Origin of the sequence: Pseudomonas sp. L5B5 (assembly GCF_020520285.1) — a bacterium.
Classification (GTDB): Bacteria; Pseudomonadota; Gammaproteobacteria; order Pseudomonadales; family Pseudomonadaceae; genus Aquipseudomonas.
On the sequence record NZ_CP084742.1, the window covers coordinates 1,081,880 to 1,094,335 of the forward strand.

General features: G+C 56.9%; 13 protein-coding genes. 10 read left to right on the forward strand and 3 right to left on the reverse strand.

All coding sequences use genetic code 11. The features are described from left to right. Nucleotides 1–221: 221 nt before the first annotated feature. The 8 genes from LGQ10_RS04945 to LGQ10_RS04980 all read left to right on the forward strand — a co-directional run bounded on the left by LGQ10_RS04945 (nucleotide 222) and on the right by LGQ10_RS04980 (nucleotide 7,791). Nucleotides 222–4,367, forward strand: coding sequence for a CheR family methyltransferase (locus tag LGQ10_RS04945; protein ID WP_174395385.1), 4,146 nt, complete (start codon nucleotides 222–224; stop codon nucleotides 4,365–4,367). A gap of 273 nt (nucleotides 4,368–4,640) precedes the next feature. Further along, nucleotides 4,641–4,940, forward strand: coding sequence for a hypothetical protein (locus LGQ10_RS04950; protein ID WP_174395384.1), 300 nt, complete (start codon nucleotides 4,641–4,643; stop codon nucleotides 4,938–4,940). Beyond that, nucleotides 4,940–5,143 (forward strand): hypothetical protein, encoded by a 204-nt coding sequence (locus LGQ10_RS04955; RefSeq protein WP_174395383.1) that lies wholly within the window; start codon nucleotides 4,940–4,942, stop codon nucleotides 5,141–5,143. The genes LGQ10_RS04950 and LGQ10_RS04955 overlap by 1 nt, the downstream gene beginning before the upstream one ends. A 572-nt stretch (nucleotides 5,144–5,715) precedes the next feature. Then, nucleotides 5,716–5,889 (forward strand): general stress protein, encoded by a 174-nt coding sequence (locus LGQ10_RS04960; RefSeq protein ID WP_027616405.1) that lies wholly within the window; start codon nucleotides 5,716–5,718, stop codon nucleotides 5,887–5,889. 331 nt (nucleotides 5,890–6,220) lie between these two features. Next, on the forward strand, nucleotides 6,221–6,505 hold the full coding sequence (locus LGQ10_RS04965; protein ID WP_174395382.1) for a general stress protein: 285 nt from the start codon (nucleotides 6,221–6,223) through the stop codon (nucleotides 6,503–6,505). 53 nt (nucleotides 6,506–6,558) lie between these two features. Next, nucleotides 6,559–7,110, forward strand: coding sequence for an ATP-dependent Clp protease proteolytic subunit (locus LGQ10_RS04970; protein WP_174395381.1), 552 nt, complete (start codon nucleotides 6,559–6,561; stop codon nucleotides 7,108–7,110). Between the two features lie 29 nt (nucleotides 7,111–7,139). After that, nucleotides 7,140–7,379 (forward strand): DUF2934 domain-containing protein, encoded by a 240-nt coding sequence (locus LGQ10_RS04975; protein WP_174395380.1) that lies wholly within the window; start codon nucleotides 7,140–7,142, stop codon nucleotides 7,377–7,379. A gap of 196 nt (nucleotides 7,380–7,575) precedes the next feature. Continuing rightward, nucleotides 7,576–7,791, forward strand: coding sequence for a hypothetical protein (locus tag LGQ10_RS04980; RefSeq protein WP_174395379.1), 216 nt, complete (start codon nucleotides 7,576–7,578; stop codon nucleotides 7,789–7,791). Nucleotides 7,792–7,839: 48 nt separating this feature from the next. Here the strand turns inward: LGQ10_RS04980 and LGQ10_RS04985 are convergent, their stop codons facing one another. Further along, on the reverse strand, nucleotides 7,840–8,109 hold the full coding sequence (locus tag LGQ10_RS04985) for a DUF6555 family protein (protein ID WP_174395378.1): 270 nt from the start codon (nucleotides 8,107–8,109) through the stop codon (nucleotides 7,840–7,842). A 449-nt stretch (nucleotides 8,110–8,558) separates the two neighbouring features. On the opposite strand from LGQ10_RS04985, the gene LGQ10_RS04990 reads away from it, so the two are divergent. Both LGQ10_RS04990 and LGQ10_RS04995 read left to right on the forward strand, forming a co-directional pair. Continuing rightward, on the forward strand, nucleotides 8,559–9,392 hold the full coding sequence (locus tag LGQ10_RS04990) for an SRPBCC family protein (RefSeq protein ID WP_174395377.1): 834 nt from the start codon (nucleotides 8,559–8,561) through the stop codon (nucleotides 9,390–9,392). Continuing rightward, nucleotides 9,392–10,561: a zinc-dependent alcohol dehydrogenase gene (locus LGQ10_RS04995; protein WP_174395376.1), complete on the forward strand. Its 1,170-nt coding sequence runs from the start codon at nucleotides 9,392–9,394 to the stop codon at nucleotides 10,559–10,561. Before LGQ10_RS04990 ends, LGQ10_RS04995 begins: the two co-directional genes overlap by 1 nt. A 90-nt stretch (nucleotides 10,562–10,651) precedes the next feature. Here LGQ10_RS04995 and LGQ10_RS05000 read toward each other — a convergent pair whose 3' ends face one another. Further along, entirely contained in the window at nucleotides 10,652–11,983 is a 1,332-nt protein-coding gene (locus tag LGQ10_RS05000) for an APC family permease (RefSeq protein WP_217438410.1), read from the reverse strand. A 133-nt stretch (nucleotides 11,984–12,116) separates the two neighbouring features. Next, a complete protein-coding gene (locus LGQ10_RS05005) occupies nucleotides 12,117–12,431 on the reverse strand; it encodes a hypothetical protein (protein ID WP_174395375.1) in 315 nt (104 codons plus the stop codon). Nucleotides 12,432–12,456: the final 25 nt, after the last annotated feature.

Below are 12,456 nucleotides of genomic sequence, written 5' to 3' on the forward strand. Positions count from 1 at the left end.
TAACCGTTCAGGCACAGCAGTGCCATTGGTCAGTCTGAATAAACCTTCTGAACGTTGCGTGCCTCAACCGGGAGGCAAAGGTTTGCAGGGTTAGCAACATTCGAGGCATTCTGCTCTACGCAGCTTTTCGGCTATATTTCGCTTTCGGTTCAGCACTTGCCCTCGCTTTAGTTGCTCCCTCCACGCTCTTCTCGTGCGCAGTTAACCAAGGTTGGTATTTTATGAAGTCTGCCCCCCAGCGGTCCCCTAACGTTCCGCAACGCAAGGACCTTATTCCCAGCAACTTGGACTTTCCGGTGGTGGGGATTGGCGCGTCTGCGGGCGGGCTGCAAGCAGTCAAGGCGTTTTTTGAGCACATGCCCAAAGATTGCGGCATGGCGTTCGTGGTGATTCTGCACCTGTCGTCCGATCATCAAAGCGTGGCGGATAAGATCATCCAGGAGTCGACCCGTATTCCGGTCTCGCAGGTCAATGACACCACGCCCATCGAAAGGAATCATGTGTATGTCATCTCGCCTGCACACCATCTGAAAATGAATGATGGCTATTTAGCGGTATCCCCATCAACCCGCCAGGGCGGCTCGCACATAGCCATCGACCTGTTTTTTCGCGACTTGGCAGACGCGCATAAAGAACGGGCGTTTTGTGTGATCCTTTCAGGGACCGGAGCGGACGGGGCGGTTGGCCTTTCTCGAATCAAGGAGCAAGGTGGGATCACTCTGGTACAAACACCAGAAGATGCTGAGTTCGATGGCATGCCGCGGGCTGCCATCGAAACGCAAATGGTCGATCTCGTGCTTCCCGTTGTGGAAATGCCGCAGAAGCTGCTGGAGCTATGGCGCAATGCTCAGTCAATCATCCTACCCACTGCCGACGATCCCGAAATTAAAACCACCCCACCTGCAACCGAACGCGATGCAGCCGTGGCGGAGCAGTTATTGCTGGACATCCTGATTCAGTTGCGCGCCAGTACCGGGCACGACTTCAAGCATTACAAGCGCGCCACAGTGTTGCGCCGTATTGAGCGACGCTTGCAAGTAACCGCCCAGCCGGACCTGGCGACCTATTACAATTTCCTCCAGGAGCACCCAGACGAAACCAAGGCCCTGCTCGGCGATATGCTGATCGGCGTGACTAACTTCTTCCGCGACCGCGAGGCCTTTGAAGCGCTTGAACGTGACGTGATACCTAACCTAGTGAAGTCACTCGAAGAAACTGTGCCGCACCGCGAAGAGGTGCGCATCTGGTCGGCCGGCTGTTCCACCGGCGAAGAAGCTTACAGCCTCGCGATGCTGCTGGCCGAGCAACTGGCGCTGGATGCCAGCGGCGCGAAGATGCAGGTATTTGCCACTGATATTGACGAGCGCGCAGTCACCCACGGCCGCAACGGCGTGTATCCCGAGGCGATCATCACCGACGTACCGCCACCGCGGTTGCGCCAATATTTTGCCAAAGAGAAAAACCAACACTATCGAGTGCGCAAGGAAATTCGCGAGAAGGTCTTGTTCGCCAAACACAGTTTGCTCGCTGATCCGCCGTTCTCGCAGATCGACCTGATCGTGTGCCGCAACCTGTTGATCTACCTGGACCGCGAAGTGCAGCGCGACATCTTGCAGATGTTCCACTTTGCGCTGCGCCCCGGAGGCTATTTGTTCCTCGGTTCCTCGGAGTCGGCCGACGGCTGCCTGGACCTGTTTGTGCCGGTGGACAAACGAAACCGCATTTTTCGGGTACGTGCCGGCTCCTCCGCTATGCGCCGCGCCCCAACCATCCCGCGAGGCGGCTACTTGCGCCCAAGCACAGCGTCGATTACGACTGAAATCAAGGCGCCCAGCAAAGTTGCGTTCGCGGATATCCATCTGCGCGCCCTGGAAAAAGCTGCGCCGCCCAGCGTGATCGTCGATATCCAAGCCAACATCCTGCACATGAGCGAAGGTGCCGGGCGGTTCCTGTGCTATGTCGCCGGGGAAGTCACCCACAATCTGTTGGCCCTGGTTCATCCGGACCTGCGCCTCGACATCCGCACTACACTCTTCCAGGTTCAGCAATCGAATATGCCTGTGATCTCTCGCAAGATCCGCGTTCAGCGCGAACAGGGCCCCTTCATGGTGGACATCACCGCCCACCCCTATCGCGATGACGCGACCGAAAGCGACTATGTGCTGGTGATCTTCCAGGAAAGCGCAATCGACCCACAACAGGTCGATACCACGACTGTCAGCCATGCCGAAAACGCCCTCATGGGGAACCTGGAACGCGAGCTACAACGCACCAAGCTGCACTTGCAGGACGCCATCGAGCAGTCGGAAGTCTCAAGCGAAGAGCTCAAGGCCTCCAATGAGGAAATGCAGGCGGTCAATGAAGAGTTACGCTCGGCTACCGAAGAGCTGGAAACCAGCAAGGAAGAGCTGCAGTCGATCAACGAAGAACTGCTGACCGTCAACTATGAACTCAAAACCAAGGTAGAAGAAACGGACAAGGTCAATGACTATCTGACCAACCTGATCGCCTCCACCGACATCGCCACCGTGTTCGTTGACCGCAACATGCGCATCCGTTGGTTCACGCCACGCGCCACCGATATTTTCAGCATGCTTCCGGTGGACACTGGACGCTCGCTGATGGACATCACCCACCGCCTCGATTACCCGGAAATTACCGAAGACGCCACGACCGTCTTTGAGTCACTCGGTACAATTGAGCGGGAAATCGGCGGTAAGAACGACCGCTGGTACATTGCACGGTTGTTGCCCTACCGCTCCAGCGAGGACCATATCGATGGCACGGTGCTTACCTTCATCGATATCACCAAGCGGCGCCAAGCCGAGGAAGAACTGCGCCTGGGCGAGGAGCGCATGCGCCTAGTCGCCGAGAGTACCCATGACTTTGCAATCATCATCCTTGATGACCATGGTGCCATCACCGATTGGAACACGGGTGCAGAACTGATCTTCGGCTACACCAAGGACGAAGTGCTGGGCGCTTATTACGACTTTATTTTTTCACCGGAGGACCGCTCCTCCGGCATGCCGGAGAGCGAACTGCGCGCGGCCCGCGAACACGGTCGCGGTGAAGATGAGCGCTGGCATGTGCGCAAGGATGGCAGTCGGTTCTACTGCAGTGGTGAGATCACTCAGCTCCAGAGCGACAGCTTGCAGGGCTACGTCAAGATCGCCCGCGACCTCACTGGCCACAAACGCACCCAGGATGAGCAGAGGCAGCGCCTGATCGAAACTCAGACGAAGAGCCATCTCAAGGACGAGTTTTTCGCGGTGATGTCGCACGAACTCAAACATCCACTGAACCTGATCCAACTGAACGCGGAACTACTGCGTCGCTTGCCCGCCACCAAGGCGGCGGTCCCGGCGATCAAAGCCGTGAACACAATCTGCGAGGCCGTATCCAGCCAGGCGCGGATCATTGATGACCTGCTGGATGTTGCCCGGGTACGCACGGGCAAGCTCAAGCTGAAAAAACAACCGATTGATCTGATTCGCACGCTGCAGGATATCCATAGCGTAGTGCTCGCCGACGGGCATCGTCGTCATGTAACGCTGCAAACACCTTCGGATCATGGCCCCCTGATAGTCGACGTGGACCCCACGCGCATTGAGCAAGTGATCTGGAACCTGGTCAACAACGCCCTGAAATTCACCCCGGAGGGCGGTGAGGTTCAGTTGGTGCTCAGCCGCTCGGAGGGGGGCGCCCAGCTGGACGTGATCGACAGTGGCATCGGCCTAGCCGATGACAGCCTGGAGAAGATCTTTGATCTGTTCGGGCAGGCAGAAAACCAGCATCAGACGCATCAACGCGAGGGCCTTGGCATAGGCTTGTCCTTGGTACGCCAGTTGGTGGAGGCTCACGAAGGCTCGGTCAGCGTCCATTCCAAAGGGCTGGGTTTTGGCTGCACCTTCTCGATATGGCTGCCGCTGTGCGAACAACAGGATCATCTACAACGTTCTGACGCTGAACAGGAGGAGGATGAACGCCTCCACGGCGTGAAGGTGTTGCTGGTGGAGGACTCTGCCGAGGTGCTCGAAGTGCTGAATGTATTGCTGGAGATGGAAGGCGCGCAAGTCAGCGCGTTCGATGACCCACAGAGTGCGCTGGAAACAGCCCGCGCTGCTCAGTACGACTTGATCATTTCCGACATTGGCATGCCGAAAATGAACGGCCATGAGCTGATGCAGAAGCTGCGCGCGATAGCTCATCTGCGCCGGGTGCCCGCTATCGCCCTCACAGGTTACGGGGCCGGCAGTGACCAGAAAAAGGCGGCTGAGTCGGGCTTTAGTACCCATCTCAGCAAACCGGTCGCCCACGAGTCGTTGATTGATCTCATCGAAAAATTGTGTTGCTTACGTCGTTAGTTGGGACTTTCTCAGTAGGGATAAGGAGATTTTCCCGTTCTGCTCACGGATCGGGGTTTCCTTCTGGACATCTCACGGATATTGGTTAGAGGTCATTCGGTTACAGCGACGGGGCGCGGATTTTTAGCGAGTAGCTCCATCTAAAAAGACGATAATTTCAAGCAAACTGAATCGTTGAATTAATCGATATTTCAGAGAAAACCATTTTGATACACGGGCTTTGCAAGCGGGTCACACAGTTATACAGAGACCTGCTGATGAAGGATTTAAGCCATGCAACACAACGACATCGACGCAAAAATGATGGCCTGCCGCCAGTTGGCCATGGAGCAGAATCAGAAGCTTTTCAACGAGGCCAATGCCCTAAGCCGCAGCGCATTCGACCTGCTGGAGCAACCTGATTTCGATAGCGAAATGTTTGATGAATATCTGCGCCTTCGCGGCAAAGCCGAAGCGCTTTTCCGTGAAGCGATTGAGCATCTTGGCGTGCTCAACAAGCATTTTCCATTGCCCACCGTAAGCGTGGTCGCCGACGGGGGAAAAGCTGCCAAGCGCGAAAAGGAGATTGCGTGATGAAAAATTCTCAGCGCGCCTGGGACCTGGCGATGGTTCTGATCGCAAATGGTAAAATTCCTTTCGATCCCGACAATTTGAGCGGATCGGTAAAAATACTTTCGCGGCATTTGGAGGCGCTGGAGACAGCACTTCGTGAAGAGGCGATTTTGGCCGAAACCTCGCTTGCCGAAAATCTGGGTCAGCGTTGCCTGCAAAAATAAGTCGGCCGCAGCCGTGCCTTGGTAGGTGCCGATTGACCATCGTCAAGGGACAGTATCTGGCCGCTAAAAAGAGCTCAACACGCTCTGGCGGAATGCTGCGCGTCGGCGGGTAAATTGAGCTGACGGGGCGCACTCTTTAATCAAATCCATCATTGGCGGTTCGAGGGGTTGGTGCGGGCTTCAGGTCATTTGCCAGCCTCCGTTTTCCTGGTCAGCCCCGCCCTACGATCAGTCTGTTTCAGACCTATATATTTGGCATAAAGCGTCTGAAACTCCATGATGCATGTTCGGTAGTCGCCCCGTACAAGAGTCCTCAATTAAAAGCATTTTCGACACTAAGCGAAGCGGCAGCCAATGCCATTAATTTAATAGCACTCCCGCCTCGCTTGAAGTAAAAACTTATACGAAGCGGCGCGAACACCGCGTGTCCGTACAAGTTTCTTTCAACCAAAGACCGTTCATCGTCCTTTTTAAAAAATCTCGAAACATTTAGACGACCGCCCTTATCGGAAACTATGTCCGTTGCAATAAACGGGCGTAAGCGAAACCTCAATTACAGTTGGAGTAGCATTATGACGACCAGTAATAAAAACCCAGGTAATTTCGCCAACGATCACGAAAAAGCCTCCGAGGCGGGAAAGAAAGGCGGCCAGGCATCTGGCGGCAACTTTGCCAATGACCGCGAAAAGGCTTCGGAAGCTGGCCGTAAAGGTGGCCAGAATAGCCATGGCGGCGGCCGCAAGTAGTAAGCGTGGTCACATGGGGGCAGCAATGCTGCCCCTTCTATTAATAGCAAAGGAGAACTAAGCATGCGTGCATCAGCAGACTATCAGCGAAGCGTTTTGCCTCCTAAGCCACGCACGCAAGTGCGAACTGACGCAGGGGCAAGCCTACGCGCGAACACATTGCCATGTTACGAACATCTCCGCGTCGTGGAACTGGCTGAAGCGACTGTCGATGCGTCGCAAACACTTCCGCTGTGCGAAAGGCATTTATAACCTGAGCGACCGTCAGTATTTAAGTGCCTGTAGATCGAGATGAAAGATATATCAACGACATAACGACGAGATTACTGAGATGACTACTAACGACAAGCAAAACCAAATGAGCGTCAACGAAGCCGGTAAAAAAGGTGGCGATGCAACTTCGGCTTCCCATGACAAAGAGTTCTATCAGGAGATCGGAAGCAAGGGTGGCCAAAACAGCGGCGGCAATTTCAAAAATGATCCCGAGCGCGCCGCCGAAGCCGGTAGCAAAGGCGGCCAGAACAGTGGCGGCAACTTTGCCAACGACCGTGAGAAAGCCTCGGAAGCTGGCCGTAAAGGCGGCCAAAACAGCCATGGTGGCGGACGCAACGGTTAACGTGCTTTATGCAGGGGAGCGGTGCTCCCCTGCCTTGATGGACGGGGGACACCATGCCTTTACACGTCATTAACTTTACCGGGCCGGTCACCGCCTCTACCTGCAGCCAACTTATCGAAAAAGCCTCGTTGGCCGTTCAGCAAGAGGCTTCGGGGCTGGTAGTGAACATCGCCACTATGGGCGGCGAATGCAGCTACGGTTTTACCATGTACAACTTCCTGCTGGCGCTGCCGATCGCGGTGCACACCCATAATCTGGGCACCGTGGAGTCGATGGGCAATATCATCTTTCTGGCCGGTGAGCGCAGGACGGCGTGCAAGCACAGTAAATTTCTGTTTCATCCGTTTCATTGGCATGTGCAAGGCGCCGTCGACCATTCGCGCATGTCCGAATACGCCATGAGCCTTGACTACGACTTGCAGTTGTATGCACGCATCGTCGAAGAGCGTACCAAGGATGCAAGGGAAAAACTCGAAACAGAAAAGTACCTGATAGCGGCACCGCGCATTCTCGACCCGCAACAAGCCATGACAGCCGGCTTGATCCATGGGATCGAACTACCGGTCATCAAGGCTGAGTTTGTAAGCAGCTTCATTCACTCCTAGCGCTTTTAAACTGGAACAGGAGCACCACGATGGACGAAGAAACGATTCGACTCACCGCCTACCGTATTTGGGAACAACAAGGTAAGCCTGACGGCCAGGATTTTGTGCATTGGCTGCAAGCCAGAGACGAACTGACGCCCGGGCAAATAGATAGCTCTTCGGGCACGATCGAAAGCAATGTTACGCGGCCTGTACCGGCCCGATCAAAGCGCCAGGCGGCGCCATCATCCACAACGCGAAAAACACGCAGCAAAAAGCTCGAAGCCTGAGCGGGCCAGATCAGGCGTGCGGACGCGTCTGTCGTGACACCCGCCGACAGTCATGCGCACGCCTTCCCTTTGAAACTCGAATATTGGCACTTTAATATCAATTAATCGCTTGTTTGAAACTCCTCCTTTTTTTTGTTGAAATCATTTACCTCATCATGGATCGTGAGTGAGCTTTTAATTCAGGGAGGAATCGAAGATGTCTGGTCTACAAGCGAACGGCCAGTGCGCCCAATGTAAACAGCCCTTCGAGCCGACGACGGACGAACCCTCCTATCTGGTGTCCACCGCCGCCGAGATGCTCTGCCCGCCATGCAGGCAACAGTATCTGGCGGACTTGATGATAGATGCACTTCAACGCAGCGCCCTCAAGTTATGCATGCTGCAGGAACGTCGAAAAAACAATAAGGCTTGACTCAAACCAACACTCTATTCAAATGTGCGTATTTGTTAAAAGTTACACTCATTCAGGGGGCGGTGGTACATAGGGCTGCGCAATAAACGGAATACTTCCAGAAGGACGCCACCTGACGTTCTCCAGGCCGTAGCGTTCTGCAAGGGGTCTGCTGACCCGTTTGATCTTTTCATGGCGTGACCGAGGAATTATACCGATCCCAGCATCGCAAGATGCCCAATGCCACGCCGCTGCATTATTCATGACATCCGCTCTTATAATAAAAGATCTCGGCTTATGATGGTATTCGTACTCGATAATATATAAAGAATTTTTCATATATCCTCCTTCTGATTTTTGTTATTGGAGCAGCGCGAAGGTTCAGATTTTCCCTCTTGAGGTGTATTTTTAGTTGCGCCAACTTGCGACACTATCGGGACATGACCATTCGTCGGCGCCTTCTAAAAAAAACCAAACCGTTATCGCTTTATCGCTTCTTACTATTGAGCCTGCTCCCTCCAGGCTCTGGTAAAACTCCTGTCTTGCCCGTACTCCGTGCGGGCTTTTTTTTGAGCAGTTCATAGAGCCGTGACGGTGTTCGGCGAGCCGGTGACTAGTGCGCCGCACTTATATACACAACGCCGGCTTGTTTCGCCGCGCCCCAATACGCTGCCATGACTAACTTGAACTTCAAGGGCGGGAAACCTTTCATCTCTAATCGTGAAATGCGGTGGAACTCAAGCTGCGCAGGTTTTTCTATCGCAGACACATCCATCGGAGGATTGACCATGACTGACCAGCCACTAATATCCACCCACACCCCTCCTGACGCGCACCGAAGCGGCACGATGACCAAGGCTGAGCGCACACTTTCGCTGGCCGCTGGCGCTGCCCTATTACTGCATGGCTGTCGCAAGGGTGGGTTGAGTGGTGCACTCCAGGTTGCGGCGGGCGCCTACGGTGTAATTCGCGGTGCAGCCGGGCACTGCGCACTGAAGCGGGTGTTGACACCAACCCCCTACGAAACACAATTCAGCCGCGAACATCAGTGGCCGATCAGCGAGGCAATCACGCGCAGTATCACGATCTTGCGCCCATCGGATGAGGTGTCTGCCCTCATCGCCAGGCCCGAGAACATCGGCCCGTTGCTGCGCTGGGTCGACAGTGTCGAGCAACTGACCCCGGACACCGCGCTCTGGAAGCTCCGCGCACCGGCCGGCCGGCGCCTGCAGTGCGCGCTTGTGCAGATCGATACACAGGATCGCCATGTAGTGCATTGGAAAACTCCAGGCGACGCGCGATGGGCGCACGACATTACCGTCTCGCTGAGCCCCGCCCCGGCCGGCCGTGGAACCCAGGTCAAGGCGGTGGTGGTGTGCAAGCCGGCAATGGCCAAGTTGGGCTATGGCTTGGCGCGTGCGATCAGCCTGTTCAGCGACAAAGCCTTGCTCAACGCCCTGCAGGCAGTGAAGCAGCAACTGGAGACCGGCGAGGTCAGCAACAACCGCTCCAGGCCGGAACAGGACGACGATTTTTTTTACGTACACGCCGGCGCTGACCAGGTCGCAACCGATCACCCGTCAGCCAAAACCGGCGTTGTTATCGAAGGAGAACCCCACTGATGCGCGCACTCACTTGGCAAGCACCTAATCTACTGCAACTCGACAATGTCGCCGACCCTGCGATCCTTAACCCACGGGACGCGATCATTCGCGTCACCCTCTCCTCTGTCTGCGGTTCGGACCTGCACTTGCTCGGCGGCTACGTACCGGCCATGAAGCCCGGCGATATCATTGGCCACGAATCCATGGGCGAAGTGGTTGAGGTCGGCAAAGGCGTCACCGACCTGCGCAAGGGTGACAAAGTGATCACCATCTCAATCATCGGCTGCGGCAACTGCGAGCCGTGCCAGCGCAGCGATTTCTCCTGCTGCGACAACTCCAACCCAAACCCGTCGGCGACGGACCTGATGTATGGCCAGCCATGCTGCGGCATCATCGGCTACAGCCACGCCTTTGGCGGTTACCCGGGCAGTCACGCAACCTACGTGCGGGTGCCGTTCGCCGACGTCAACCTGTTCAAGGTGCCCGAAGGCGTGAGCGATGAGCAGGCGCTGTTTGTCTCGGATGCGGCGCCCACCGGTTACTTCGCGGCGGACAATGCCGATATCCAGCCCGGCGACACCGTGGCAGTGTGGGGCTGCGGCGGCGTTGGCCAGATGGCGATCTGCAGTGCTTACCTGTTGGGCGCCGAGCGGGTGATCGCGATTGATCGTTACCCCGACCGGCTGCGCCTGGCCGAAGAACGCGGCAAGGCGATCCCTATCAACTACGAGAAAACCAACGTGCACGAAGCCTTGCTGGAGTTGACTGGCGGACGCGGCCCGGATCGCTGCATCGACTGTGTGGGCATGGAGGCGCATGGCACCGAGATCGACTATGCCTATGACAAGGCCAAGCAGTTGCTCAGGCTGCACACCGAACGCGGCAGCGTGCTAAGGCAGGCCATACGTGCCTGCCGTAAAGGCGGCACGGTATCGGTGGTCGGCGTGTACGGTGGGTTGCTCGACAAGTTCCCGATGGGCGCGATCGTCAACAAGGCGTTGACGCTAAGATCCGGACAGCAACCGGGGCAGCGTTACGCACCGACCCTGTTCGAGCATATTCGCAAAGGCGAGCTTGACCCTGCCTACTTGCTGACCCATCCCATGAGCCTGGAAGACGGGGCGCAAGGCTACAAGCTGTTCAAGGAAAAAACCGATAATTGCCTGCGGGTGGTGTTTAAGCCCTGAGGGTCGTGCGTGTGGTTTCAATGCCTGGCACGCCGAACAGCGGGGGATGTGTGAGCCGTAGATGCCGATACCCATGCTCCGATAAGCGATTTAGCCAGGCTCCGCGACCGGCGTCGCCAGGCGGTTGCACGCGTACAGCGCACTCCCCAGCAGCATCATCGCGCCGCCTCGCAGCCAAGTGTCGAGGCCTTGCTGGCTGAGCAGGATCAGGCAGGAAACAATCGCCAGCACCGGCACCCAGGTCGGCACACGAAAATGGTGTTCTGCGACGAGGTCGCGGCGCAATACCAGCACCGCCAGGTTGGTGCTGAGGAACACGAAAAGCAGCAACAGCACGACCGTATCGGCCAACGCTGCGAGCGTGCCGGTCAACGTCAAGGAGATGGCCACCAGGGTGCTGGCGATGATCGCGACCCAAGGCGTACGCCGCTTGGGCAGCACACGCGAAAGCGGCCCCGGCAACAGGCCCATGCGGGCCATGCCATAGGTCAGGCGGCTGGCCATGACCATGGTCAACAGCGCACCGTTGGCGACCGCCACCAGTGCAATGAATGCGAAGAGCTGGGGCGGGATACTCAAGCCCGAGGCGCGTACCACTTCGAGCAACGGCGCCGAGGTGGCCGTCAGTTTGTCCATCGGCAGCACCACTGAAGCAGCGACACCAACCGCCGTATACACGATGCCGGCCGTCACCAACGCGGCAAACAGCGCACGCGGATACACCTTGCGCACCCCGCGTATTTCTTCGGCCAGGTTAGCCGACGTTTCAAAACCGACAAACGAATAGAACGCCAGCAATGCAGCGCTCAGCACCGCAGGCATAGTGTTGACGCCGGCCTTGAACTCCAGCGCGCGGCCGAGGTTGGTTTCGCCCGACTGGATGCACCAGGCCGCGGCCACCACCACCAATAGCAGCCCGGACAGTTCGATGCAGGTCATGACCATGTTGCCGCCCAACGACTCCTTGATACCGCGAGCATTGAGCAGCGCTATCACCATCAGGAATATCAGCGCGGCCAGGTGCGGTGATACGTCGACGAACGCCGCCAGGTAATCGCCGGCAAATGCGAGGGACAGCCCGGCCGCACTGGTGACGGCGGCCGCCAGCATGCAAAAGCCGACCAGGAACGAAATCAGCGGTGACTTGAATGCCTTCTCGGCGAACACCGAAGCAGCGCCGGCATAGGGGTACTTGGTCACCAGCTCCGCGTACGAACCTGCCGTGAGCATGGCGAAGAACAACGCCACCAGCAGCGGCACCCAGATCGCCCCACCCACCTCGCCAGCGATGGTGCCGGCCAGCGCGTATACGCCGACACCGAGCACATCGCCGAGAATGAACAGAAACAACATCGGGCCCGTCACGGCGCGGCGCAAGGACGGTTTTGTGGGTGCGGCTTGGCTGAAGCTGAACTCGGACATGGGCGGTTCGGGCGGCGGGGTTGTTATCAGCAATCAGCGGGCGCGGGCCGGCTGACGCGGGGCTCTCTACAATGGAAAATCCACGCGCCGCCAAAGTTCCGTTTTCCGCTGCAACCCCGGCGCAGGCGCCCCGTCAATCGTCCTCGTGCAGGTGCGCGTCAGCGCAGGGCAAACGCCCCGATTCGCCGCCCGCAATCCGTTCCGCCTGATCAATGCCGCGCTTGAGCGCGTCGTGCACGGTCCATTCGGCGCCCGGCAACTGGCTGGTGCGTTCAATCACGCATTGCCCCGTCGCGGTATAGACGCTGACCATCACTTCGATATCGGCGTCTTCGCGCTCCCGGGCCCTGACTTCGATATGGCACCCGTTTTCCACTTCCTGAGTAAAGCACTCTTCTTCCAATGCCTTTTGGGCCCATGCCTTATAAGTATTACCACGAATAAACATAACTGTTCTCCCGGACCGTTAGTGG